General features: G+C 37.3%; 24 protein-coding genes, 1 tRNA gene and 1 rRNA gene. 2 read left to right on the top strand and 24 right to left on the bottom strand.

Translation table 11 applies throughout. The annotated features are described in order from the left end of the window. From ACFOY7_RS11045 to spoIIE, 16 genes are all read right to left on the bottom strand, one after another. Positions 1 to 266, bottom strand: a 16S ribosomal RNA gene (locus ACFOY7_RS11045); the annotation flags it as partial. A 355-nt stretch (positions 267 to 621) separates the two neighbouring features. Beyond that, entirely contained in the window at positions 622 to 2,103 is a 1,482-nt protein-coding gene (lysS, locus tag ACFOY7_RS11040) for a lysine--tRNA ligase (RefSeq protein ID WP_390252135.1), read from the bottom strand. Between the two features lie 196 nt (positions 2,104 to 2,299). Next, positions 2,300 to 2,506, bottom strand: a complete 207-nt coding sequence (locus ACFOY7_RS11035) for a helix-turn-helix domain-containing protein (RefSeq protein ID WP_390252134.1) — start codon at positions 2,504 to 2,506, stop codon at positions 2,300 to 2,302. Continuing rightward, positions 2,476 to 2,988: a 2-amino-4-hydroxy-6-hydroxymethyldihydropteridine diphosphokinase gene (folK, locus tag ACFOY7_RS11030; RefSeq protein WP_390252133.1), complete on the bottom strand. Its 513-nt coding sequence runs from the start codon at positions 2,986 to 2,988 to the stop codon at positions 2,476 to 2,478. Before folK ends, ACFOY7_RS11035 begins: the two co-directional genes overlap by 31 nt. After that, positions 2,985 to 3,350: a dihydroneopterin aldolase gene (gene folB, locus ACFOY7_RS11025; RefSeq protein WP_390252132.1), complete on the bottom strand. Its 366-nt coding sequence runs from the start codon at positions 3,348 to 3,350 to the stop codon at positions 2,985 to 2,987. The genes folK and folB overlap by 4 nt, the downstream gene beginning before the upstream one ends. Continuing rightward, on the bottom strand, positions 3,343 to 4,179 hold the full coding sequence (folP, locus tag ACFOY7_RS11020) for a dihydropteroate synthase (RefSeq protein ID WP_390252131.1): 837 nt from the start codon (positions 4,177 to 4,179) through the stop codon (positions 3,343 to 3,345). Before folP ends, folB begins: the two co-directional genes overlap by 8 nt. Before the next feature lie 121 nt (positions 4,180 to 4,300). After that, entirely contained in the window at positions 4,301 to 5,227 is a 927-nt protein-coding gene (gene cysK, locus ACFOY7_RS11015) for a cysteine synthase A (RefSeq protein WP_390252130.1), read from the bottom strand. Positions 5,228 to 5,329: 102 nt separating this feature from the next. Further along, positions 5,330 to 6,229 (bottom strand): foldase protein PrsA, encoded by a 900-nt coding sequence (locus tag ACFOY7_RS11010; protein ID WP_390252129.1) that lies wholly within the window; start codon positions 6,227 to 6,229, stop codon positions 5,330 to 5,332. A gap of 13 nt (positions 6,230 to 6,242) precedes the next feature. Beyond that, entirely contained in the window at positions 6,243 to 7,118 is an 876-nt protein-coding gene (hslO, locus tag ACFOY7_RS11005; RefSeq protein WP_390252127.1) for an Hsp33 family molecular chaperone HslO, read from the bottom strand. 15 nt (positions 7,119 to 7,133) lie between these two features. Then, a complete protein-coding gene (locus ACFOY7_RS11000; RefSeq protein ID WP_390252126.1) occupies positions 7,134 to 7,913 on the bottom strand; it encodes a type III pantothenate kinase in 780 nt (259 codons plus the stop codon). A 303-nt stretch (positions 7,914 to 8,216) separates the two neighbouring features. Beyond that, positions 8,217 to 10,250 (bottom strand): ATP-dependent zinc metalloprotease FtsH, encoded by a 2,034-nt coding sequence (gene ftsH / locus ACFOY7_RS10995; protein ID WP_390252125.1) that lies wholly within the window; start codon positions 10,248 to 10,250, stop codon positions 8,217 to 8,219. Between the two features lie 123 nt (positions 10,251 to 10,373). Then, on the bottom strand, positions 10,374 to 10,919 hold the full coding sequence (gene hpt, locus ACFOY7_RS10990) for a hypoxanthine phosphoribosyltransferase (protein WP_390252124.1): 546 nt from the start codon (positions 10,917 to 10,919) through the stop codon (positions 10,374 to 10,376). Positions 10,920 to 10,930: 11 nt separating this feature from the next. Next, positions 10,931 to 12,337: a tRNA lysidine(34) synthetase TilS gene (gene tilS / locus ACFOY7_RS10985; protein ID WP_390252123.1), complete on the bottom strand. Its 1,407-nt coding sequence runs from the start codon at positions 12,335 to 12,337 to the stop codon at positions 10,931 to 10,933. A gap of 64 nt (positions 12,338 to 12,401) precedes the next feature. Continuing rightward, positions 12,402 to 13,349, bottom strand: a complete 948-nt coding sequence (locus ACFOY7_RS10980) for a protein kinase domain-containing protein (RefSeq protein ID WP_390252122.1) — start codon at positions 13,347 to 13,349, stop codon at positions 12,402 to 12,404. Further along, the gene (locus ACFOY7_RS10975) at positions 13,321 to 14,055 is read right to left on the bottom strand and encodes a vWA domain-containing protein (RefSeq protein WP_390252121.1); all 735 of its coding nucleotides are present in this window, start codon (positions 14,053 to 14,055) and stop codon (positions 13,321 to 13,323) included. The genes ACFOY7_RS10980 and ACFOY7_RS10975 overlap by 29 nt, the downstream gene beginning before the upstream one ends. Before the next feature lie 91 nt (positions 14,056 to 14,146). Next, the gene (gene spoIIE, locus ACFOY7_RS10970; protein WP_390252120.1) at positions 14,147 to 16,603 is read right to left on the bottom strand and encodes a stage II sporulation protein E; all 2,457 of its coding nucleotides are present in this window, start codon (positions 16,601 to 16,603) and stop codon (positions 14,147 to 14,149) included. A gap of 318 nt (positions 16,604 to 16,921) precedes the next feature. On the opposite strand from spoIIE, the gene ACFOY7_RS10965 reads away from it, so the two are divergent. Next, positions 16,922 to 16,995 (top strand) — tRNA-Met (locus ACFOY7_RS10965). 167 nt (positions 16,996 to 17,162) lie between these two features. Further along, the gene (locus ACFOY7_RS10960; RefSeq protein ID WP_390252119.1) at positions 17,163 to 19,364 is read left to right on the top strand and encodes a 5'-nucleotidase C-terminal domain-containing protein; all 2,202 of its coding nucleotides are present in this window, start codon (positions 17,163 to 17,165) and stop codon (positions 19,362 to 19,364) included. 151 nt (positions 19,365 to 19,515) lie between these two features. On the opposite strand, the gene ACFOY7_RS10955 is transcribed toward ACFOY7_RS10960, so the two are convergent. The 8 genes from ACFOY7_RS10955 to ptsG all read right to left on the bottom strand — a co-directional run bounded on the left by ACFOY7_RS10955 (position 19,516) and on the right by ptsG (position 26,772). Then, on the bottom strand, positions 19,516 to 19,926 hold the full coding sequence (locus tag ACFOY7_RS10955) for a S1 domain-containing RNA-binding protein (protein WP_390252118.1): 411 nt from the start codon (positions 19,924 to 19,926) through the stop codon (positions 19,516 to 19,518). Between the two features lie 79 nt (positions 19,927 to 20,005). Then, on the bottom strand, positions 20,006 to 20,386 hold the full coding sequence (locus ACFOY7_RS10950; protein WP_390252117.1) for an FtsB family cell division protein: 381 nt from the start codon (positions 20,384 to 20,386) through the stop codon (positions 20,006 to 20,008). Between the two features lie 24 nt (positions 20,387 to 20,410). Beyond that, on the bottom strand, positions 20,411 to 20,977 hold the full coding sequence (gene yabQ / locus ACFOY7_RS10945; protein WP_390252116.1) for a spore cortex biosynthesis protein YabQ: 567 nt from the start codon (positions 20,975 to 20,977) through the stop codon (positions 20,411 to 20,413). Beyond that, positions 20,974 to 21,273, bottom strand: a complete 300-nt coding sequence (yabP, locus tag ACFOY7_RS10940) for a sporulation protein YabP (protein WP_390252115.1) — start codon at positions 21,271 to 21,273, stop codon at positions 20,974 to 20,976. Before yabP ends, yabQ begins: the two co-directional genes overlap by 4 nt. Before the next feature lie 67 nt (positions 21,274 to 21,340). Then, positions 21,341 to 21,601 (bottom strand): RNA-binding S4 domain-containing protein, encoded by a 261-nt coding sequence (locus tag ACFOY7_RS10935; protein WP_390252114.1) that lies wholly within the window; start codon positions 21,599 to 21,601, stop codon positions 21,341 to 21,343. Positions 21,602 to 21,621: 20 nt separating this feature from the next. Next, complete coding sequence (gene yabN, locus ACFOY7_RS10930; RefSeq protein ID WP_390252113.1) at positions 21,622 to 23,076, bottom strand: bifunctional methyltransferase/pyrophosphohydrolase YabN; 1,455 nt, start codon at positions 23,074 to 23,076, stop codon at positions 21,622 to 21,624. 2 nt (positions 23,077 to 23,078) lie between these two features. Further along, entirely contained in the window at positions 23,079 to 24,641 is a 1,563-nt protein-coding gene (locus ACFOY7_RS10925; RefSeq protein WP_390252112.1) for a putative polysaccharide biosynthesis protein, read from the bottom strand. A 112-nt stretch (positions 24,642 to 24,753) separates the two neighbouring features. Further along, complete coding sequence (gene ptsG / locus ACFOY7_RS10920; RefSeq protein WP_390252111.1) at positions 24,754 to 26,772, bottom strand: glucose-specific PTS transporter subunit IIBC; 2,019 nt, start codon at positions 26,770 to 26,772, stop codon at positions 24,754 to 24,756. Positions 26,773 to 26,922 lie beyond the last annotated feature (150 nt).

Below are 26,922 nucleotides of genomic sequence, written 5' to 3'. Positions count from 1 at the left end.
TAATGCACCGCGGGCCCATCTGTAAGTGGTAGCCGAAGCCACCTTTCAACTTCTCCTCATGAGAGAAAGAGTGTTATCCGGTATTAGCCCCGGTTTCCCGGAGTTATCCCAGTCTTACAGGCAGGTTGCCCACGTGTTACTCACCCGTCCGCCGCTCGTTCCACAAACGTCCCTCCGAAGAGTTCAGTTTGCTTCCCGCGCTCGACTTGCATGTATTAGGCACGCCGCCAGCGTTCGTCCTGAGCCAAGATCAAACTCTCAATAAAGACTTGCACATGGAAGTGCTGATGTCGATGTTGCAACACGGATGTTGCGAACTTAATCGACGTTCATTTGATCCGCTCGCTTCTATAAGCTAGCTTGTTCTTACAATTTATATCATACTGGTTGTTTTGTTCAGTTTTCAATGATCAATGTTTTCGCTGTTTTTTGCGACAACTTTTACATTATATCAACTTATCCTATTCTTGTCAACAACTTTTTTCAGGAGTTTTTTAACAAGAAGTATTAAGTTTTGCTGTGTTGTTTCAGCGACGTATAATAATATACCATGGTTGTTTAATTAAAGTCAACAACTTTTTTTAATAAATTAAAACAGCTCCGACGAGGAGCTGTTTTAATTTATTTGTTACGCATTTGCGGGAAGAGTAACACATCACGAATTGATGGTGCACTTGTTAACAGCATCACCAATCGGTCGATTCCAATACCTAAACCGCCAGTAGGTGGCATACCATATTCTAAAGCTTCAAGGAAATCTTCATCCATTTCGTGCGCTTCATCGTTTCCTTGCTCTTTTTCTTTCACTTGTGCCTCAAAGCGTTCTCTCTGGTCTATTGGATCATTAAGCTCTGAGAATGCATTTGCATGTTCTCTACCTACAATAAATAACTCGAATCGATCAGTAAATCGATCATCTTCTTTGTTCTTTTTGGCTAATGGAGAAATTGCAACAGGGTGTCCATAAATAAATGTCGGTTGAATAAGCTTTTCTTCCACTCTTTGTTCAAAAAATTCATTGACGATATGGCCGTAAGTCATCGTTTCTTCGATGGCAATACCATGTTCTTTGGCAAGAGCTTTGGCTTCTTCATCCGTCATTTGTTGCCAAAAGTCTACACCTGTATGTTCCTTTATCGCATCTACCATGTGCAGTCTTGTCCATCTTGGCTCCAAGTTTACTTCATGCTCACCATAAGCAATAGTCGTTGAGCCTAATACTTCTCTTGCAATATGTGCAACCATATTCTCAACCAATTCCATAATATCATGGTAATCTGCATAAGCTTCGTATAACTCTATCATTGTAAATTCCGGATTATGCCGCGTAGATACACCTTCATTACGGAATACTCGGCCTATTTCATATACCTTTTCCATTCCACCAACAATTAGTCGTTTTAAATGCAACTCAATAGCAATACGCATATATAATGGAATATCTAAGGCATTATGATGGGTAATAAACGGCCGTGCAGAGGCACCACCAGCAATACTGTGCATCATAGGTGTTTCTACTTCTAAGAAGCCTAGATCATCTAAATACCTGCGCATTGATTGGATTATCTTACTTCTCATCAGGAAAGTATCTTTACTATCAATATTCGTTATTAAATCTAAGTAACGCTGACGATACCTTTGCTCAACATCTTTTAAACCATGAAACTTTTCAGGAAGTGGGCGTAATGCTTTTGTAAGTATAGTAAATTGAGTTGCTTTTACAGAGAGTTCCCCAACATTTGTTTTAAAGACAGTTCCAGTTACGCCAACAATATCGCCTAAATCTGCCGTTTTAAATATTTCATATGCATCTTCGCCTATCATATCTTTTCTAACATACAGTTGAATTTGACCACTTAAATCTTGAATGTGGGAAAAACCTGCCTTGCCTTTTCCTCGTTTTGTCATGATTCGGCCAGCTATTGTTGTTTCAATTGCCTTTTCCTCTAATTCTTCCTTAGAAAATTGGTCATAGGCCTCTCTTAATTCTTCTGCAAGATGTGTACGAACGAATTTATCACCAAAAGGATCTAACCCTTTCTCTCTATAGGACTCTAATTTCTCTAACCGCACACGCATCTGCTCATTCAATTCTTCGCTCATTATATGTCACCTCAACCTAGTATTTTATTAAAAACGTTTCATCAATATTGCAGTAACTTTTTTAGGATACTTTCTCCTTCGATTAACAGGAATTCGTACAGGTTCTTTACTTTTCAAATACTAACTCAAATTGCATAACCTTCATAAAAATGCTCACATGTTTTACCATGTCATACTAAAGCTTTATCCCTCCTTCTTATTTCTTTGGTTCTAATTCCTCTATAGAAATATTTAAATGCTTTGCAATAGACTCTAAGTGATCCAATGTTGGTGTCTTCTTCCCTCTTTCGATATCACCTAACTGAGAAACAGAGAAGCCTAATTCCTCTGCAAACTTTATTTGTGTATAGCCTTTCAGCTTACGAAAAGCTTTTATTCTATTCCCCCATTTGTTTGCTGCCATTGTACTACTCCTTTTCTATCTTCAAGAGCTATTTCATCTATTAATTGTGAAATATCTTTATTTACATGTGACAAAAATAACTTTGGGCTGATATCGCTTAACGGTATTAATACAAAAGCCCTTTCCTGCATAAAAGGGTGTGGTAAAATTAATCGGTCTGTTTTTATATTCTCTTGATTATACAATAAAATGTCAAGGTCAATTGTGCGAGGTCCCCACTTTATTTCACGTCTTCTGCCTAAATCCAATTCGATTTTTTGGCAAAGGTCTAATAGTTTCACCGGCTCTAACGATGTCTCCACTTTTATTACTTTGTTTAAGAAAGGGCCTTGATCCGTATACCCAACAGGTTCAGTTTCATAAATTAATGAAGAGGCAACAAGCTCTACTTGAGGATGCTGTAGTAAAAGTTCCTCAGCTTCCTTCAAGTATCGTATCCTGGGTTCAATGTTTGACCCTAGTGCTATAAATACTTGATTCATTGTTCCCTCTCCCGGTATATTTCAATTGCCACAGACTGATAATAACCTGGAATAGGCGGATCCGGTTTGTATGCTTTTACAACACAAGCTTGTAATAATGGAAAATTCATAAATAACTGTTTTGCTATCTTTTCTGCTAAGGTCTCCATAAGATTTACCGCTTCACCTTCCACTACTTCTTTCACTACCGTATATACAGCACCATAGTCGATCGAATATTCCATTTGGTCAGTTTTACCTGCTTTAGTTAAATCTAATTCCATAGTGAGGTCGACAGAGAAACGTTGCCCGAGCTTCCTCTCTTCCGGAAATAAACCATGGTACCCATAGAACATCATTTGATTAATATGGATTTTATCCAAGCGAACCACTTCCTTTACCGACAAGTGTATCCATCATTCTTGTTAACCTTGCAGTCATTTCAACATTATGGACACGAACCAATTCTACACCTTTATTTATACCAAAACAAACCGTGGCCCCTGTCCCTTCATCCCTTTGGTCAACAGGCAGATCTAAAGTTTGTCCGATGAAAGACTTACGCGAAGTCGCAAGCAAAATTGGATAGCCTAACGTTTTCAGCATATCCAAATTTCGCATAGCTAGTATATTCTGCTCATAATTCTTCGCGAAGCCAATTCCAGGATCAATAATAATACTATCTTCATCCACACCAGCATCTATAGCTATTTGCACACTTTCTTTTACATCTGATAACATATCTTCAACAAACGATTGATAGACAGCTTCTTCTCTGTTATGCATTAAAATGATTGGAACATTGTAATCTGCAGCTACTTTGGCAATTGCCGGTTCCCGTTTTGCACCCCAGACATCATTGATAATGGATGCTCCAGCATCGACAGCCTGTTTTGCAACCTCTGCTTTATAGGTGTCAATTGAAATTGGCAAATTAATCTCCTTCGATAATGCCTTAATTACAGGGATAACACGCCTTAATTCCTCCTGTTCAGAAACAGGCTGATGTCCAGGTCTTGTTGATTCACCGCCAATATCTATTATATGTGCTCCATCTCGTTCCATCTTCTTTGCTTGAGCAATAGCATTTTCGATTGTATGAAAATTACCACCATCAGAGAAAGAATCAGGGGTAACGTTTAATATACCCATAATAAGTGTTTGTCTTGAATAGTGGAAGTCTTTTACTTTCGTTCTTAACCACTTACCCATCTAATCCGTCCTTTTTCTATTACATTATTCTACAAATGACTATTATAGCATAAATAGATATATTATTTCGCACGAAAAACAAAAGCGATTATCTACTAATTAGATAATCGCCCGGAATTACTTATTCTTGATCAAATTGATAAAGTGGTGTGGAAAGGTAGCGCTCACCGTTACTTGGAAGTACTGCCAATACCTTTTTGCCTTTACCTAGTTTCTTTGCAACCTGCTTCGCTGCATAGATTGCTGCACCAGATGATACCCCGCCTAACACTCCATCTTTTTTAGCTGCTTCTCGAGCAGTTTCATACGCTTGATCATTTGTTACTGTAATAACTTCATCATATACCTCTGTATTCAATACCTCTGGTACAAACCCTGCACCGATACCTTGAATTTTATGAGGTCCTGGTTTACCACCAGATAAAATAGCGGAATCAGTTGGTTCTACCGCATATATTTTAATATCTTTATAATGGTCTTTTAAAACTTTCCCTGCACCAGTAATTGTTCCGCCAGTTCCGATACCCGAAATGAATCCATCTAATTGGTCTCCCATTTGTTCTACTATTTCTTTACCAGTAGTTCTTTCATGAACAGATGGGTTTGCTTCGTTGTTGAATTGTTGAGGCATGAAGTAACCATTTTCTTCCTGTAGCTCACTTGCCTTCTTGATTGCACCTTTCATACCTTCAGCACCCGGAGTAAGCACTAATTCTGCACCGTATGCGCGTAATAAGTTACGTCTTTCCATACTCATCGTGTCAGGCATAACTAAAATTGCTTTGTATCCTTTAACAGCGGCAATTAACGCCAATCCAATACCAGTATTTCCACTTGTTGGTTCAATAATGGTGTCTCCTTCTTTTAAAAGACCTTTCTCTTCAGCATCTTCTACCATCGCTAAAGCAATACGATCTTTTACTGAGCTGCCAGGATTGAAATATTCAAGCTTCAAATAAATTTCTGCGCCTTCTGGATCTGCAGTACGGTTTAATTTAACAATTGGTGTATTACCGATTAATTCAGCTATATTCTGAGCTACCTTCATCCTATTTCCTCCTCAATTCCAAGTAATATAATTGGTTTTATATACAATGTACACGAAAGGGCGTATTTTTGTCAACCCATAAGTTGGTAAACACTGATTGGATCAATCATCATCAATGACTGTTTCTACTTCTAGCTGGTCCCACAGATTGGCAGCATTTACATCTTGTTCTAATCGTTCTAATGCAAGATCCTGTTTTACCTCATGATAAACTTCTTCTAATGTCAACGTAATGGCAGGTAAGTTTTCATGGACATAGATTATAGCGATCCCTTGATTAGTTTCAATAGCATCACTATAACTGTCACGTTCTAACTGGATAGCTTGCTCAAAGTATTCTTCAGGTATAAAGCTGCTGGTTTTACTGTAAAAGCCTAAGTACCCGCCGTTAGCACCAGAATCATCAATTGAATATTGCTGTGCAGCTGATGCAAAGCTTTTACCTGATTCCAATTCATCGAACACTTTTTCGGCTATTTCTATCGACGGAACAACAATATGTGATAATTGTACCCTTTGTTCAAAATTGTATTGATTTTTATAGTTATTATAATATTGTTCAATTTCTTTATCATCAATCTGGATATCTTTCGTGAGTAACTGTTGCAGGAAGTATCTATATTTTATACCCCTTTCCCAACCGTCTAATAACTCGCTCTTTTCATCTTCTTCTAATAAACCTTGCATAACCAGTAAATTTGATAATTCACGATCCACTATTTTATCCTCAATAACAAGGCTATTCTTCTCCGCCAAAGAAAATACCACTTCTTCGTTTATTAAGTTGATCAATGTCGAGGTACCGTAATCATTCATTAATCTTTGAAGGACGTCTTCGCGGCTAATTTCCTTCCCATTCACAGTGGCAAGGGGGCCGGATGTTTCTTTAAATACGATTCGTTCAACTTCATTTCCATTATCTTTATGAAAGAAAAGGGTGAAAATATTAGTTATAAGTAATAGCAAGATAATAATCCATAAGCTCAGCTTGGATAAATTCACATAGGTTTCCTCCTTATGATGATTTTAAGGATTTTAGTTCATCAATGTTGAAGGAATATGTTTCGTTACAGAAATGGCAATTTGCCGTTGCACCATGATCTTCTTTGATCATTGCGTCAATTTCGTCATTACCTAAACTAGTAATAGCTGCAGCTAACCTTTCCTTTGAACATGGACACGAGAAGGATACCGGCATTTCCTCCAAAATTTTCAGATTGTCTTTCCCGCCGACTAATAACTCTAATATCTCTTCAGGTGTTTTTCCATTTTGAATCAGCTTGGAAATAGGATCGATACTTGCTATTTGTTGTTCCACCTTTGCTATTGTATCTTCAGAAGCACCAGGCATCATTTGTAAAACAAACCCGCCTGCAGCCAGGATAGTATGATCTGGATTAACCAAAACACCTGCACCTACAGCGGAAGGGATTTGCTCAGAGTTAGCTAAATAATAGGTGAAATCCTCACTTACTTCCCCTGACACAATCGGCACTTGGCCTGTAAAGTTGTTTTTTAAACCTAAATCTTTTACGATGCTTAATGTACCTTCCGTTCCAACAGCTCTTCTTACATCTAACTTCCCTTGTGCATTTGATTCAAAGTCAACATGAGGGTTAATTACATAACCACGCACTTCGCCTTTTGCATTAGCATCAGCAATGATCGCTCCAATTGGTCCATTGCCTTCTAACTTTACCGTTAACTTGGCATCATCCTTCAGCATTGCACCTAGTACTGCAGAAATTGTAATTGTCCTCCCTAGTGCGGCTGATGCTGTTGCCCATGTATCTTGTCTTCTTCTAGCCTCTTCCACTGTATCTGTTGACCGAATCGCATATACTCTGACCTCACCATCAAATGCTGTTGCCTTTAATAAATAATCACTCATATTATTCGCTCCCTTTTATCGAAAATCTTGCTCGTTTTTTAAATAAATTTCATATAAGCCTTTTAATGTTAAATATGGATCAACTCGATCGATAGTTTTGGAATCTTTAGCAATCAATGTGGCTAAGCCACCAGTCGCTATTACGGTCGCATCTGTTCCCATCTCCGCCTTTATCCTTAATACAACTTCATCAACTTGTCCCACATAACCAAAGTAGACACCTGATTGCATTGCCTCCACTGTTGTGCCGCCAATAATTCTTTGCGGCTTTTTTAACTCAATCTTAGGTAACTTGGCTGCATTCATGTAAAGTGCCTCCAAAGAAATATTTATTCCCGGGGAAATAACCCCACCTACATACTCTTCCTTTTCATTAATATAACAGTAAGTTGTTGCTGTACCAAAATCAATAATAATGCTTGGTGCACCATATTCCTTGTTGGCACCAACAGCATTAACGATTCTGTCTGCACCTAACTCTTTTGGATTAGGATAAAGTGTTTTTAAATAAGGATTTACTTTCTCTTCACCAATAACCATTGGTTTACAATGAAAATATTTGTCAGCCATTCTTTGCAGGGCAAATAGTATCGGCGGGACAACTGATGAGATGATAATACCAGTAATATCAGATAGTTTTAGCCCTTCATGCTGCAATAATGATTTGATAAACATTGCATACTCATCTTCTGTCTTATTTTTATCTGTTTGCATACGCCATTGATAGGTTAACTTTCCTTCATAAAAAACACCTAATACAGTATTTGTATTCCCAACATCTAGTACAAAAATCATCTTTTTCAGCCCTTTATCTTTTAATATTGATCATTTCCATATTGTATAGTCAAAAAACATAAATTAGCAAGCCAAAAGGAATATTGGAAAACCAGCAAAAACACTCTGTCTAATGTAAAGTGGGAAGCAGAACTTACTGGGTTAATCCCCTCCTGGGATAGCCCCAATTCTATCTTTAGTATGAGCTAAGTTTTTATTAGTACCATTTCAGCAAGAGACCCATCTTCCAATAGTTTCTGTGTTAATTGCATTTTTATAGTAAATATAAAAAAGCAGTTCCTTATTTCAGGAACTGCTTTTCATTTATTCTTTATCTTTGTCTTTGTCTTTAGAGTTGTCTGTTGATTCGTCTTGGTCGAAATAGCTTTCGGATTCTTGATCAAAATACCCTTGTTCAGAAGATTTTGTTTGAATGTTAACTTTTACATCACCTGAGTCATCATTTTTATCCGTTCCGCTATTTGTACTTGGTGTTTTTGGTTTGCCTTCCCCGTCTTGCTCTGAAACAACCGGATCTGGCATTACACCATCTTCAAATAATGATTTAATTTGGCTCGCATCTAATGTCTCAACCTCTAGAAGCGTTTTAGCAACTAATTCTAGCTTATCTCTATTTTGTGTAAGAATTTCCTTCGCTCGATCATAACACGTTTGGATAAGTGTTTGAATTTCCTGGTCGATTTCATATGCAATTGCGTCACTATAATTCTGTTCCGATTGCATGTCACGGCCCAAGAATACTTGGCCGCCGGTGCTGCCGAATTGAAGCGGACCAATCTTATCACTCATACCATATTCCATTACCATCTTGCGTGCGATGCCTGTCGCTCTTTGGAAGTCGTTATGCGCGCCTGTACTTACTTCACCAAAAATGACTTCTTCTGCCACACGTCCACCTAGCAATCCAGTAATCTTGTCAAGCAACTCCGGCTTCGTCATAAAGTAGCGATCTTCCCGCGGAAGCATTACTGCATACCCGCCTGCTTGGCCACGAGGAACGATTGTTACTTTGTGTACCATATCCGCATCATCAAGTACCATCCCGATAATTGTATGTCCACTTTCGTGATATGCAACAATATTTCGTTCTTTCTCCGAAATTACACGACTTTTCTTAGCAGGGCCTGCAATTACTCGGTCAATCGCCTCATCAACATCTTCCATATCGATTTTCTGCTTATCAGATCTTGCAGCAACTAATGCCGCTTCATTTAACAAGTTCTCTAAATCCGCACCAGAGAATCCCGGTGTACGCATTGCAATAGTTTTTAAAGAAACATCGTCAGATAATGGTTTATTGCGCGCATGTACTTTTAATACATCTTCACGTCCTTTTAAATCAGGACGATCTACAGTAATTTGTCGGTCAAAACGGCCTGGACGCAGCAGCGCCGGGTCTAAAATATCCGGTCTGTTTGTTGCAGCAATGATAATGATTCCTTCATTCTCACCGAAACCATCCATTTCAACAAGTAATTGGTTTAATGTTTGTTCACGTTCATCGTGTCCACCACCAACACCTGCTCCACGCTGACGACCTACTGCATCGATCTCATCAATAAAAATGATACATGGTGCATTCTTCTTCGCATTTTCAAATAAATCACGAACACGGGACGCACCGACCCCGACAAACATTTCCACAAAGTCAGAACCGCTTATAGAGAAAAATGGGACACCAGCTTCTCCAGCAACAGCTCGTGCCAGTAATGTTTTACCAGTACCAGGAGGTCCTACTAATAGTACCCCTTTTGGAATTTTCGCTCCAATTGCTGAGAATTTACGTGGATCTTTCAGGAAATCCACCACTTCTACTAGTTCCTGCTTTTCTTCATCTGCACCAGCAACATCACGGAAACGAACTTTTTTCTTTTCTTCGCTATACATTTTGGCTTTACTTTTACCAAAATTCATAACACGGCTTCCGCCACCTTGTGCTTGGTTAAGCAAGAAGAAAAACAAGATGAATATAATAACAAACGGGATCATTGTTGTTAAGAATGTAACCCATCCACTTGGTTGTTCTTCCTCATTTACACCTAATATACCTTGTTCGGTACCAACCTCATATACTTCTTCAACGATAGTTGGGTTATTCGGAATATTGGTGATAAAGGTTTGATTATCTTCAGAGGCTAATTCACCTACAATGCGCATAACACCATTTGAAGGGCGCATTTCCATTCCTTTAATTTCATTGTTTTGCAATGCTTGCATAAATTGACTCGTATTCAGTTCTTCGGCCTGATTGTTTTGACCGGTGAACACTGATATGATCCCAATAACTACCAGAAAAATAAGGAAATACAGGATCACATTACGTATTATCCGATTCATTGCCTACCTCCTCCCGCAACGAGAAAACTATAGTAAATAGTACCATATAGAAAGAACTTATTACAACTAATTACCACTACGATTTTTATATGTATGAGAATTTATTGTCACTTAACCGACAAACTATTCTTCTCCACCATATATTTCAGGTTTTAATATGCCAATATAAGGGAGATTACGATATTTCTCTTGATAATCTAACCCATAACCTACAACAAATTCATTTGGTACTTCAAAACCTATTACATCCGCTTTAATATCAACCGTTCTCCCTTCTGGCTTGTCAAGAAGTGTTACAATTTTGATTGATTTTGCCTTGCGATATTTAAATAAGTCAACTAAGTAACTTAGTGTTAACCCACTGTCGATGATATCTTCAATAATTAATATGTCTCTTCCTTCAACTTTTGTATCTAAATCTTTAACGATTTTCACTTCACCAGAGGAACGCATTTCATTTCCATAACTAGATACATCCATAAAGTCCATCTCTAAATGTGTATTAATATTGCGAAGGATGTCTGACATAAAAGGCAGAGCCCCTTTTAATACACCGACAGCTAGCGGAAATTTACCATCATATTCTTCTGTTAATTGTTGTCCTAATTCTTTACACTTTTCCTGAATTGCTTCTTCAGATATTAATATTTCTTTTATCTCATTATGCATCTTGCTGCCTCCTAAATGGTTGGTTCAATATATTCTAATAACAAACAGTTCATTGCCTGTTTATTTATATTCACTTCTGCTTTTTTCAATCCGACAACCCAAAGAATTGTTCCATCATTAGCAACAAGTAATGGCCATTTGTCACGTAACGCTAGTGGAATTTTTTCATCAATAAAAATATCTTTCACCTTTTTACTGCCATTTAAACCTCGTACTTTTATACGGTCTCCAGGCCTTCTAACCCGGACAGTTAAAGGGAAAATTGAGGCTTCTAGCGGAAGAAGAAGCGTATGCTTTGTTTCACGAATGGAGCAAACACTATAACTTGCATGTAAAATTGCAGAGTTATGTAATGAATTCTCACCTGGAATATGTATTTCTTGTGTTCCTTTTAAGAAATTTGCTGTTTCGTCTGTTTTGAAACGGAACGTAATATCTTCGTAGCTTTTTATTACTTGTAATGATTGTGGAAAATCAATGGTTACATTGGCCTTGCTCTGGTTTAATAATGCAAAGAAATCTTCCTCATGTTTAGCAGAAATACCTTCTGGTACTTGTTTGTATAGATAGTTTAATATTAGATGAAGTGCACGTCTTTGTAAAGCAATCGGATAATCTGAGAATGACGGAATGAAAAAGCTTACTGAAGGTTGGCTGTTTTGAAAATGGACAACTTTTTCCACCATAGTCTTCGCTTGCTGGACTAAATAGCATTCATCTTCAGTTAACCGCTCTGTTAATTGTTGTACTTGTCTGTGCACACTAGGATTTTTTTCTTTTAACAAAGGGAGTACACGTAACCTGTAATAATTTCTAGTATATGTCAAACTTTGGTTGGAAGGGTCTTCTCTAGGGTCCAACTCATAATCCTGACAATACCGATAAATATCTTCTTTAGTACATGCTAATAACGGCCGAATAATCTCACCGCTAGCAAATGGACGTTTTACTGGTATTCCCTTTAATAAAGCTGGATTGGAATGTTGTACTAACCTCATTAAAACAGTCTCTACTTGATCATCTCCATGATGCCCTAATGCTAAGTAATCTGCCTGATTGTCTCTCATTACTTGTTCAAGCACTTGATACCTCAGTTTTCTAGCCACCATTTGAGTTCCTTCATTTTTCTTATGTTTCTTCACATCGACTGTTTCACCAACAAATAAAACTTGCCAATTACTGCACAACTCTTGTACAAATTTCACGTCCTGGTCGGATTCTTCACCGCGCAAGCCATGATCAACAGAAACTGCAATCAGCTTTAATCGCCATTGTCTCCTTATAGATACAAGATAATGCAATAATGCAACAGAATCAGCTCCACCCGATACTCCAACTACCACCGTTGCGTCTTTATGCAGCAATTGATAGCGTTCAATAAACGATTTTACATTTTTTTCAAACTCGTTAGACGTCAAACACCACCACCTCACGATTTTTTTAAATCTATTTTAACATAATATGATGATTGATTTCTTGTAATTACAAAAATAATGTAGCGTATAGATAACAAAGACCGCTAATTGAAAGAATACTGAAAACTTCCAGCATCGGATGATAACATGATTCTGTCTGTTGATTGTTCGCTAAGCGCCTTTTCCTTAATTGTGTCTGTTGGTTTTGTCTCGTAACATACTGCAGTAAGTAATCCTTCACTTGTTCAGCCTCACTAATCTCTCCATTAATCATTTTTAGTAATAATTGCTTGAGTGATTGTGAGTGGATTGCTAATTGAATTTTTTGATGGAGTGTTTTCTTTGGATTGGCCCCTTTCAAAAAGCCATTAGGATAATAAATTCTTAACACAACCATCGCAAGTGCAAACAAGTCATAACCCGGGTCTGCTTTTCTTGATCCCATTTGCCAATACGCCCTGTCATAGAACTCCGTATATTCTTTAATAGACCTTCCTTGTATTGTTGTCCCTCCAACATCCACCCATCGTAATTTGGCTGGTTTTCTAGAAACAATTAAGTTATCTATCTTTAAATCACCAAATACATATCCTTGTTCATGAAGTACTTGTAAATCCTTAGCAAAACTGATTAGCAATGTAAATAGCCATTCTTGGCCATTTCTGTTTATAAAGCTCGGCAGATCATCTCCTGAAATATATTCCATTACGTAGAAGGAATATACATACCCATTTGGGGAAATATAGTCATCAACGTCGATTAAAGAAGGCCCAAGAGTATGCCCTTGAACCTTCTTAAAAGCTTTTAACACATTAACTTCTGAAGTGACTGAATGACTTTGCTTACTCACTTTAAGTGCAACTTGGGTATTTTGATGAACACATAAATAAACCGTACCTACTGCACCACTTCCTAATTCTTTTACAACATAGTAGTTCTTGTTGTGCCATTTTCCTTTAATGGTTTGGCCTTTCGCTATATTTACATCAGGCTTCTTCAACGTCTGGGTACTCATTATGGAACAATCTCCTTTTCAAACTCTTCTTACCAAATTGGTGCATTGCCTCTTTTAATGCTGGCCCTGTTGGTGTGACACCACCACTTGCTAACCTGGAAAATATGGATGTGATAGAGTCAAGTTTGCTCGTCCAATCTACTAATTGCTGAATCGGTTTCTTCCTTCCCGGAAATTGGTAGATGCTAAAACGACTTCTTCCAATTCTTGCATTCATGCTTATTGATAAATCAATTAATGCCTCTTGAACTGTTGGTAGTTTGTTGGCCATACTTGCACTGGTGTCAACTAATACTAAAACTTCTAAATCACAGGTTTCTCCCAGTTCATCAACAACTTCCATTACCTCTCCCCGCTGTTCCGGGGGGAGTTCTTCCATCGTCCTCGGACTTCCGAGTATTTGCTGTAGTTCTTTATTAACGACACCTTGCAGTGTTTCATTCATTGCTTGTTTCGTTACAGCTTGTACGGTTTGGGATAATACTTGCTTATAGACAATCTGGCTAACACCCTGGCCACAATTAGCAATATCTTCTACTTCTGATAACCCTGCTGGCTGTTCTGTCTGCTTATCTTCCATAATTCCTATAACATTTACAGTTATCCCTTGTTCCGCAATAATTGCTGCAACACTAGCTGGGTTTTCACCTTGATTAGAGCAACCGTCCGTTATTAGCAAAATTTGTTTAAGTGTACCAGTTCTCATCAGCTATTCCTCCTAATTTAAAGGCTTTAATGAATTCTAGATTCATAACCCTTTTTCCAACATTTTCACCAAAAAAAAGGAGAAATATACGTTAACCAATATTCTGTTGCCAAAAGCTGTTTTTTGTACTAATGGCAGCCCATTTTGGTTGATTTTTTTCAATTTGTGCTACTAACACTGTCATGTCATCTTCAATTTCCCCTGCCTGTGTGCGAATCACTTCTTCTAGTATAAGATCTGCCATTATTTGCGGGTCTTTTGTCTCTAACTCACTTAATTTCCGCTTTATCCATATGTCCACATTTTCTATATGCTTAGGTCCTTCAAATATTCCATCACTCATCATTATAATGAAATCACCTGGCTTTAGTTGTGTACTAACAACCTCCACATCAAATTCCTGAATAATTCCGATCGGTAAATTACTGGATTCGATACTTTCAATGGAATCTGCACTCATTACATAACTAGGTGCTGAACCAATTTTCAAAAAACGGACCGATGCATGATGCAAATCAACCATCGCAAGGTCTAATGTTGCATAAATCTCCTCATTTGTTCTTAATGAGAGAATCGAATTAATCGACTTTATCGCAACTTGTTCATGCAAACCTGATTCTAATATTTGTTGTAATAATCGCAGCGTTTCCGTACTTTCTTCATGGGCTCTGTCACCATTTCCCATCCCGTCACTTATGGCTAATGCATAATGGCCAGCTCCTAGTTCCATCGCTTTATAAGAATCTCCAGATACTAAACCGCCACCTTTTGCAGCGTGAGCCACACCAGTTGTGACAGTATACTTACGTGCCGAGCCGAATGTGAAGAAACTGTGTCCTCTTGCAATTGGTGAGATATCTTCCGTTACAACTACTACCGTTTCATCTAAAATATCTGATAGTATTGGGGCGATTAATTTAGATGCTTCCCCATGATACTGATTAAATAAGATAGAGATCTCTATGTCGATATTTCCCTTTTCCAAACTGTATACATCTAACTTTTCCAATTCAATTCCTATATGCTTCAATGCAGCAACGATTTCAATTTCCTGCTGTTCATGGTTCTCTTTTTCCTTTAAAATTTCCTTCGCAAAATTCTCCATTACATCTGATACCCCTCTTAATTGATCTGCAACAAATCTCCTGCTTTCAAGGACTTGCTTTTTTAATTGCTGGTTTGCCTGAAGGAAGGATAATTCTTGCTTCATTGTATCAATGACTCTATTAGCCTTTATACAGTGCTCACCGAAGCGGAATTGAGTCACCTTATTCAATTGATCTCCTCTTTCTAATTCATCTTTTACATCTTTCATCAAATCGTATGTCAGATCAAATTGTTTCACCCAGCACGTTTCTTTTTTAAAACATGTTTGACAAGTCTTTTCAGCGACATTACTTAAATAATAATCAACCTCAATATCTTCATCTTTCAGTTGATTGGAATTAATCTGGAAACTGTGTGAAAGTGCTTTAAAAACGTTAGAGAAACGTTCTACTCGATGTGCGGTAACGTCCCTTACTTTTTGCAAATATTGTTCTTGTTCCTTTGCATATTCCGTTGTTCCAGGTATATATCGTGCTATTTTCCTAATAATTGCATCAGGGGTGAGAAAGAACAATAAAATCGCAAGAGCAGATTCAATAAAGGCTGTTTGGATATCATCCATCCTCTCCCCGTAAAGACTGATTAATAATGTACTAACAAGTAACCCGATACTTACAGCTATTTTTCTGCCCTCTTTTAAAAGGCCTCCAAGTAAACCAGCAAACGCTAATAAGCTCATTTGATACAAATTGGCAATGCTCGCCAAACTTAGTATTAATCCTGCGACAACTCCAACAGTAGAACCGATCGCTGCTCCCCCGATCAAGCCGAGTAATAAAACAAGGTATCTAGCTAATACTTGCTCAACATGTGCTTCATATATCTCTATCCCGATAAATCCTGTTAAGACAGATGCTAATAAAATGATAAAACAAACGATCTCTTCATTCTTTAATGTTGGTTTATACCTTTTTGGTGATAAAAGCGGGAGACTCTGCATAAAGATTAGTAATAACACTAATGCAAGTACCCCTTCTACTAACGCAAGGGTCCATTGCATGTATGTAAGCTGTCCTTCCCATGCATACAAACACAGCCTAGGGAGAAACGTTGAAATAAATGCAACAACTGGCAATACTCTTTCCTGGTTTTTCAAGTGTATGACAATCAGGTTAACAAATGACATTAATGCGATGGATAAGAGTAAGTAAATTCCTTGTATGATTGAGTGTGAAAATGCACCTATGAGAGAAAATATAATGAGAGATAATAGTTTGTCACGTCTTAAATACCATACAGCCACAATAAAGGCGATGCCAAAAGGTGATAATGTGGATAATATAACTGCCCTTCCCAATAAAAACCCTAAGATTGATAGCATAAAACCTTTTTCAACCATGAGATAATGCCACCATTTAATCCAGTTCCGTTGTCCGAACATAAGAGAAAGCCTTTCCTTTAATAGAATTGATTTTGGTTTACTCTCCGTAAATGAATTCATTCTCCATCACTCCTTATCCATCATTTAAACATATTCCCACACTCTTTTTTGTCAAAATAGGACGTCATAAATGAAGAATTGTTCGACTCTTTGTCCAACAAATACATGTAAACAAGCGATAAGCGACATTTATATATAGGTTTTCTGTCAAAAATCCGGTATTCATTGATCATTATGTAAGAAAGACCACCAATAATTATAAAGTAGATTTATTGTTGACATATCAGGAAACCTGTTGTATTATATTCTTTGTGTCTTTTAAGAGGACATTGGATGTTTTTTTAGAGGAATTAGGACAAACTAAACAATTAATTCTATGGCGGTGTAGCTCAGCTGGCTAGAGCGTACGGTTCATACCCGTGAGGTCGTGGGTTCGATTCCCTCCGCCGCTATCCTTTATGAAACACCCCTTTATTACTAAATGTAATAAAGGGGTGTTTTTTTTTTTTACTTTATAAAAACTTTACTAAAACTTAATAGCATTTACTTCCCTCTTATTTTACTATTAAAATAACGGAAAAATGCTACAAATTATCTAATTACATAGGAGTGGGAAATTATGAAAAAGAGAAATAGTCAAAAAATTGCTGCAGCAGCATTAGCAATTACTGCGGCAACTATCACTGCAGCTCCAGCTATTCAGCATGCAGATACTATCGTGTTTACAGATGTAACAGAAAGCCATCCTTATTTTAATGTCATTCAAGATTTCGCTTCTCAAGGTATTATAAGCGGTTATAATGATGGAGAATTTAAGTTAAGCAAATCTATTACTCGTGCTGAATCTTCCATGGTTCTATCAAAATTACTATCACTAGAACCTGGGGATACTTCTGTACCATTTACGGATGTTGAGTCAAATTCCTGGTATGCAGATTCGGTTCAGGCACTGTACAATGACGGAATAATCAGCGGTAAGTCTGAAACTATATTTGCACCAAATACGGCTGTCACTAGAGCTGAATTTGCACAGATGCTTGTTAAGGCATTCGATATTCCAACAGATGCTGCAGCAACTTTACCTTTTACTGACGTAGATTCAGCGGCATGGTATATGCCGGCAGTATCTGCTCTTTACTCCAACGATTTAATTGCTGGTATAAATAAAGATACTTTTGCTCCAAATCAACCATTAAAAAGAGGTGATGCGATTTGGTTACTAGCAAATACGCATAAAAAATTTAACACTGATAATGATGGCGGGACCTTCAACTTATCCCTCATGCATACAAATGATATTCATTCACATTTAGATAATATGCCGAAACTAGTAACTGCCGTACAGGAAGTAAGACAAGAAAAGCCTAATTCTCTATTGATTGATGCAGGGGATGTGAACACGGGAACTTTATATTTTCATGAGTATAAAGGACAAGCCGAGTTAGCTTTTATGAACTTAATGGGATACGATGCAATGACGTTTGGCAATCATGAATTCGATCAAGGGTCTAATTCTGAAGGGCATAAAGCTTTGTACGATTTTGTTAAGGGCGCACAGTTTCCGTTTGTTAGTTCTAATATAGATTTTTCGAAAAATGAATATATGGGTGAGTTATTCCATAATATCTCAACAGAAACGCCGAATGATGGTGAAATTTATAATAGCATTGTGAAAGAAGTGGATGGAGAAAAGATAGGTATCTTCGGATTAACTACAGAGGAAACAGTAGATATTTCCAGCCCTGGAGATATTACTTTTGAAAACTACTTAGAGGCAGCTGAAGAGGCAGTCGCAGAATTGGAAGCTCAAGGGGTAAACAAAATTATTGCAGTTACTCATATCGGCTTTGATGACAATCCGGCAATCGATAACGATCAAGAACTTGCAGCTAATATTGAAGGAATTGATATAATAGTTGGCGGGCATAGTCATACTGAGCTGGCAGAACCTGTTATCGTAACTTCAGATGCAGACGATATGGAACCAACTATCATTGTACAAGCATATCAATATGCTAATTTCTTAGGGACACTAGATGTAGAATTTGATGAAGATGGTGTAGTAACAGGATATGCTGGTGAGTTGATAGAGATCGCGGACCAAGCTGATGATCCGGAAGCAAGTGAACTGCTAGCAGGGTATGCAGAACAAGTAGATAAAGTGAAGAATGAAGAAAGCGGTGGTATCGCTGAAGTCGAATTACCTAATCCGCGTATTAGTGATAATAACGATAGTAACATCAGTGTAAGAAATTCGGAAACTGCACTAGGAAATTTGATTACAGATGGAATGTTAGCGAAAGCTAAAGAATTTAATCCAGACACTACTATCGCTGTACAGAACAGTGGCGGAATTCGTACATCTATTGATCAAGGACCAATTACTATTGGTGAAATCCTGACAGTAATGCCATTTGGTAACACACTAGCAATAATGGAATTGAAAGGATCAGAACTGAAAGAGGCCTTAGAGCACAGTGTAAGCCAAACGCCTAATGAGAGTGGCGGATTCCTTCAAGTCTCCGGAATGAAATTCACTTATGACAGTACTGCGGAAGCAGGGAATAAAGTACAAACAGTAGAAGTACAACAAGGTGATGAGTATGTTGAATTGAGTAATGAGGAAACATATATTGTCGCAACAAACGCATTTACAGCAAAAGGTGGAGACGGATTTGATGTATTTGCAAAAGCATATGAAGAAGGACGGGCAACAGATTTAGGTTTAGCTGACTGGGAAAACCTTCGTGATTATGTAGCAAAACTAGGAACAGTAAACCCATCAATCGAAGGAAGAATTGTTGATATTTCAAACCAGTAATCCATAATTGGAAGATCCATTACTATCATATTCTTCATCATATTTAAAGAAAAAAAACTACCGATTAAATTATCGGTAGTTTTTTACTCATTTATAAAAAGATCACGAGTCACATCCGCCTTTGTCTTAAAGCCACGCAGACAGCAAGTGTTTAGCCTTTTCTCGCCCCTCGTCCTCCGCGTTTAGATTCTGTTTGTTTTTTTAATGTTGCTAAACGGTCTTCAGAATCTTTTAAGAAGCGATTCATTTTTTGTTCAAATGACTCGGTTCTCTCGCGGTTATTTTTCGGATTGCCTTGGTTTTTACGACGATTTGATGGTGGCGGATTATCTTTTGCTTTTTTAATTGATAACCCAATCTTCCCATCATCCTCTACATTAAGAACTTTAACAGTTACTTCATCTCCAACTGTTAAATGTTCATTAATGTCCTTTACATAGTTATCGGCAACCTCACTAATGTGAACGAGACCTGTCTTTCCATCAGGTAACTCAATAAACGCTCCGAAATTAGTGATACCTGTTACCTTTCCCTGCAACTTGCTGCCTACTTCGATTGACATAAAGAAATTGCTCCTCCTTAGATTTTTTAAGAAAAAATATTATTACAATTTATATTATAGCGAAGCAATAAAAACGGTGTCAATAAGATGCCTCTTCTTCTGGTAATTTAAATACGATTTCGCCTTCTTCAGTGAAAAAGTAATTGGTTTTTGCGATTTGAAGTAAATATTCTTCATCATTTAATAAGTTTACTTCTTCTGTTAGCTCTTTATGTTCTTGCTGAAGATTGACTAATTGTTCCGATTTCTCTCGATATTCCGTTTGTAAATCCTTCAATGCAATTCGCTGCGTAATATGATATGTCGTAAGACTAATGGCGATAATCATGACAATAAGAAAGAACAATGAGATTCTCCGAAACAGCCGCTTCTTCCTCTCGTTCTGTCTTCGTTCGTATGCCTTATGCTGCTCAATATAAGCTTCATGTATTTTTGATACATTACTAGTAGGGTGTGCCATGATTATTGCCTCCTCGCATTGCTTTTATTTTTTCCTCCATTTTATTTTACTAAAAAAGTTGATAATTTGGTAGATATACTTTTTTCTATTTTCCGGCACCAATCGAAAAATAGATTTAAATATATATCGGAATGGATATAATATTGTCATAAGCAGGAAACGGAATATTTTTAACAGGAATAACAAAGCCTTGTATAAAGTCAGAAGAATCATTGATACAACCCATATGATCGGGTTAACAATTAACACTTGTATACACCGAACCCAGAAACGGATAAATCTGGATAGATAATGCAGTATGCCTTCCAGTAATTTTCTATACAGCGGTTCAAATATTGCTTTGAACATGGCGTAACCACATAGAAGTGCAATAAATACGTAGAACCTTACTATTCCTTCATTCAATACATACAATACATAAAACAGAACAATAGCTTGTACTATCCAAAAAAAGAGTTCGAAAAAATACCGTAATACTACATGATTTGCCCACCATAATTCGAATCTTTTAAAAGTTACATATGCTACACCCATGTATACCCCAAAGGCGATCATTGTAAACATTGTGGCAAACTGTGTTTCTAGTGTCATTTGAAGAGCTTGCTAAAAAGACCTTTAGCTTTATCTCCTTGCTGTTCGTCTAAATAAGAGAGTTCATAAATCTTGCCTTTAATTGATACATGGCCAGATTCCACATCTAAGTTCTTCATCTGTAAATTATCCCCGCGTATCACTAAATACCCCATTACTGTTTGCAGGAGAAACTCTTCACTATCAAAACTATCGACTTCTTTTACACCATCTATTTCCAGTAAACGTCTATTTGTCATTTTAACATGGTGATCCATTTGCGTTGTCGTAATTGGCTTTTTATCGTAATAGTTCATTACATTCCCTCCCTTTTATCCATCACTAATGTATGAATAAAGGGACAAGTTTAGAACAAGATGGCAATTAATTCTCTTTATATTCTTCGCGTTTTATTGTATATAAATCACTTGCTTCTTCTTTTCGTACTGTTTCCTTTAACTGATCAATTTGGATAGTTAACAGCCTTTGACCAAATTGAATCAATAATTCATCTCCAACAGTTACATTTGTTGCAGCTTTCGCAACATTACCGTTAACGATAATTCTTCCTTGATCGGCAATTTCTTTTGCTAGTGTCCTTCGTTTAATTAACCTTGATACTTTCAAAAACTTATCTAATCGCATGTTAATTCCCTTCCTACACTTTATTCTTCTTTTTTAGCTTCTTCCCAAAATAGATCTAGCTGTTCTAAAGTAAATGCTCCCCAATCTTTCCCTGAATCGATAACAGATTGCTCCACATGCTGAAAACGTTTTTTAAATTTCTCATTTGTTAATAATAAAGCAATTTCCGGATTAATTTTATAATATCTTGCTATGTTAATCATTGCAAATAGTATATCTCCAAATTCCTTTACCATTTCCTCCGTATCACCACTAGCTATTGCTTCTTTCCATTCAAACTGCTCTTCCTCAACCTTTGCCCACATATCCTGAGCATTGTCCCAATCAAAACCTACTTTTGCTGCCTTTTTCTGTATCTCTTCTGCCATTAACATTGCCGGGAGGCCTTTTGTTATATCGTCTAAAACTGACATGTGTTTCTCATTCTTTTCTTCTTGTTTAATTGCTTCCCAATTTACGATCACATCAGTTTCATCTTTCACGGATACATCGCCAAAGACATGAGGGTGTCTCCGAATCATTTTTTCTGTAATACTGAAAATCACATCATCGATCGTAAAATAACCCGATTCTTCAGCAATTTGGCTATGCAGCAGTACCTGAAGTAACACATCACCTAATTCCTCAGCAATGGCATCATCATCCTTCTGGTCAATTGCTTCAATTACCTCATAGGCTTCTTCAATTAAATATTTCTTTAATGATTCATGTGTTTGCTTTTGATCCCATGGGCATCCACCCGGTCCTCTTAATCTTGCGATGACTTCTTTTAAACGGAAAAATTGATGATTTAGCTTTGCCTTATCATCAATTGGCGGGACATAGACACTCGTTAAGTTACTTAAATGGGTTTGCTGATCTAATTCGAACAATGGTATATGTTTCACTGATTCTTGATCACTTCCGACTGCTTCTGCAATATATATCATATGCTCTGGCGGTAAATCCTCTAGTAAAGTCAGTTTTACTTCAGAAGCGATTAATTCATCATATACTTGGCAAAACACAAGATGCTGCTCATATTGCAGCTGATACCTTTGGAAATTGGTCGCATCAACGAATTGAAAGCCTTCAATTGGGTCAAATTGAAAAACCCTAAATAAATCATCTAAAAAACTCTGTCCACCAGCAATATTGACATCAACCGTTTCACTCTCTAATAATAACTGAACAGTCCGTTCTGCAAGCATTGGATGTCCAGGTACAGCATAAACTATTTGCTGTTGTTCCCTCGCCTTTTCTTCAAGGATAGAAACGATCTCGTCATATACTGCCTCGAACTGACTGTGTTTCTCATAAACAGCATCAAACCCCAAAAAGCTTACACCTTCTTGTTTCAGTGTATTAATTACAGGGTGATCCATTGTTCTTACATAACATAATTGATCAGACTTTGTTAATTTCCGATAAATTCCTAGTGGTAACTGATGAATATCACCACCACCCAAACCAATAACTTCAATCAATGGCTTCAAGCTTATCTCTCCTTCTTTATCCATTTATTCATAAAAGGTAATGTTTCTAATTCTTTTTGTGTAAAGACCCGTAACCTTACTAATGAGAAAAAATAGAGGGCAAACCCTGTAAAAACACTTACAAGCACAGAAATTAGACGCTCTACTCGTGTGTCTATTATGAAGTAGTTCACCTCAATATATTTCAGCAATAGTAAGCCAGCTATCATACTTATTGCTGCAATAAATACACGCCCAACTGGAATTATCCTTATCTGCTCTTTTATCACATGTTTTTGTAAAATATATAGGTAACTGATCGCAATAAATCCTATCGATAGGATCGTCGCAATTGCTGCACCATTTATACTAAAAGTTGGTACAAGCAGACTATTTAACATCATCTTTAACAATAAAGCTGTAAACAATACAATAGCTATCCATTTCATATATCCTAATCCTTGTAAAACAGATGCCATCGTTAAGGACAATGCTGTAAACAACAAGACAATAGATAGAATTCGTAAACTGTTGGAACCATCCATATTCTTGTAGAAAAGTTCATTAATTTCTGGCATTAATAGAATTAAACCTACTGTCGCCCCTAATGAAATTAGCAGACAGTATTTCATCGCTGTCATTAAATGTCTTATTGACCCTTCTTTATCTTGCTGCCATGCAATTTTGGTTACTTGCGGCACTAAAGCCATTGCAAAGGATGAACCAACAATCGTTACTAGTTGCAATAACGGCTGCCCTCTGTCAAATATCCCTTTCCACTTCATCGCCTCTTTCTGTGTCATTCCACTTTCCACAAGTCCTGGCAAAATGGTAAATGCATCTGCTAACTGCATAAACAGCAACATCATATGATTCATACTTATAACAATTCCTGTTAATAAAACATGTTTAAACAACTCTGAATATGGAATATTTATCAAATGTATTTCTTCTCTATTAGCATATTTCTTTTTCCAAATGAAGTAAAGCAGCAGGAAAGAAGCCGTAAATGCAATCACTGTTCCAATAACTGCTCCATCTGCTATACGGTAAATAGTAATCTTGCCTTGATAAATCCATATCGCTGTAATGATAATAATAAACGCACGCGTTAGCTGCTCAACCATCTGCGAATTAGCAATGGACTGCAGATCATTCATTGCTTGTAATCTTCCTCGGTAATACGCAACAAATGGCATAAATAAAAATAGCCATGCCACATGGCGAATTGGGCTTATTAATTGCCTGTCACCCATCAGATCAGCAAGCATTGGGCTACACAGAAACAAAATAAAAAACAGAAAAACTCCTAAAAGAAAGAGTAAATGAAAGATTCGCTGCATCATTCTTTTATTCCCGCTTTTTAGTCTTTTATCAATGATAAAAGCAGCTGCAGCTGAAGGGAGCCCATATAATGCAAAAGTAATAGCTATTCCTATCAATGGATAGATCTGCTGGTATATATAAAAACCAATATCACCAGTTAAATTTTGTAGTGGTATCCGGTATGATGCGCTAATCACCTTGCCGGCGATACCTGCAAATACTAAAGCAAAAGCTCCAGTAAAAATGTTTTTTTTGTCCATGAATGTCTTCCTTTTTTATAAATCCTGCATTTCGTTTATTCGTTTATTTTATATAGTATAACAAAAATAGCCCCCATATTAACGATGAATGTTAACATAGGGGGCTATTTGTTTAGTTAATTGTTATAATCCCTTTATCTTGCTTGTTTACTGATCCTTCAGCATTCAGTTTTACTTCTTCGTCTTCCTGTAAATTTGTGAAGATTACTGGTGTAACAATCGAAGGTGCGTTTTCTTTCACATAATCAAGGTCTACTTCCATTAATACTTGGCCTTGCTTAATTTCATCACCTTCAGCTGCTCTTGCAGTAAATCCTTCTCCTTTTAGATTTACTGTATCAATACCAATATGGATCAAGATCTCTGTACCATTATCTGCTAAAATCCCTATCGCATGTTTTGTAGGGAAAATATTAATAATCTTACCATTTACAGGTGAAACAACTTCCCCATTGGTTGGTTTAATGGCAAACCCATCACCCATCATCTTCTGAGAGAACACTTGATCTGGAACCTCTGAAAGTGGCATGATTTCTCCTGTCATTGGGCTTGTGAATTCAAGCTGCTCTGCTTTTGCATCTGTTGGTTGCTCTTCTGCTTGTACTGTTTCTTTCTTCTTCGTTGGCGTTTTACCATCCATGATATCTTGCATTTGTCCACGCAATGTATCAGATACTGGCCCGTAGATTGCTTGAATATTGTTCCCGACTTCCATCACACCTGAAGCACCTAATTTTTTCAAACGTTCTTTATTCACTCTGTCTTTATCTTCTACACTAACTCGCAGACGCGTAATACAAGCATCTAAGTTTGTTATATTTTCTTTACCACCCATAGCCTCCAGGATCTCGTACGGGCGATCATCGACTTCTCCATCTTCTTCACTATCTTCCTCATCTGCTTCACGTCCAGGTGTAGCTAAGTTGAACTTCTGGATAGCGAAACGGAAACCGAAATAATAGATAGCAGAGAAGATCAGACCGACGATTATAACCCACCACCAGTCTGTACGGTTAGGCATAACACCGAATAATAAGAAATCAATTAACCCTCCAGAGAATGTCATTCCTATTTTTACATCTAATATATACATTGTCATAAATGATAAACCTGCAAAAACGGCATGGATCGCAAATAGCAATGGTGCCACAAATAAGAATGAGAATTCAAGCGGCTCTGTAATACCTGTTAAGAAAGAAGTCAATGCGGCAGAGAACATAATTCCCCCAACAACTTTCTTTCTCTCTGGTTTGGCTGTATGATAAATTGCTAATGCTGCGGCTGGCAGACCAAACATCATGAACGGGTATTTTCCTGTCATGAAGTTCCCTGCAGTAAATTCCACACCATCTTTTAATTGTTCGAAGAAAATAGCCTGGTCACCACGAATGGTGTCACCAGCTGCACTTGTGTACGATCCGAACTCATACCAGAAAGGTGAATAAAAAACATGATGTAATCCAAACGGAATTAGTCCACGTTCAATCACACCAAAAACAAATGTTGAGATCGTTCGATTTGTCTCTAGCATAAGGTGTGATATTGCATTTAAACCACTCTGTGCATATGGCCAAACTAAAAACATAACAATCCCTAAAATTAGTGAAGAGAATGCTGTAATAATCGGGACAAAACGTTTACCTGCAAAGAAACCTAAAAATTGCGGTAATTCAATATTAAAATACCTGTTGTACATAAAGGCGGCCAATATCCCAACAATAATTCCACCAAAAACACCTGTTTGCAGTGTTGGTATACCGAGCACACTTGCATAGGCCGGATCAGAAGACATTTCTGGTGTTATATCACCAAATACGCCCATTGTCACATTCATAATTAAATATCCAATGATAGCTGCTAATCCAGCAACCCCATCACCTTTTGCTAATCCAACGGCAACACCAACCGCAAAGAGTAATGGTAAGTTATCAAAGACAACGCCACCCGCCTCTGACATTACTTCTAGAATTTTTTGTACAGTTGCATTCCCGAACCATGGGAATCTTTCTACCCATTGATCTTGGGCAAAACTTGTACCAAATGCCATTAGGATACCTGCAGCTGGTAGTAAAGCTACTGGCAGCATTAATGCTTTACCGACTTTCTGCAGGGTACCAAATATGTTTGACATAAGAAAAATACCTCCTTTAATTCATTCAATAGTGGTGATACAACGATTTCATGATAATATCTGGACTGTTCTTATTTTGTCCAAAGTAAAAAGGCATGAGAAAAGGATATATTTTAAGAATCTAAGGGTACACTTCCCCCATAGATTATC

The sequence above is a fragment of the Gracilibacillus xinjiangensis genome, assembly GCF_042651765.1.
GTDB classification, from domain to species: domain Bacteria; phylum Bacillota; class Bacilli; order Bacillales; family Amphibacillaceae; genus Gracilibacillus; species Gracilibacillus xinjiangensis.
This window is presented reverse-complemented; position numbering and strand designations above follow the sequence as displayed.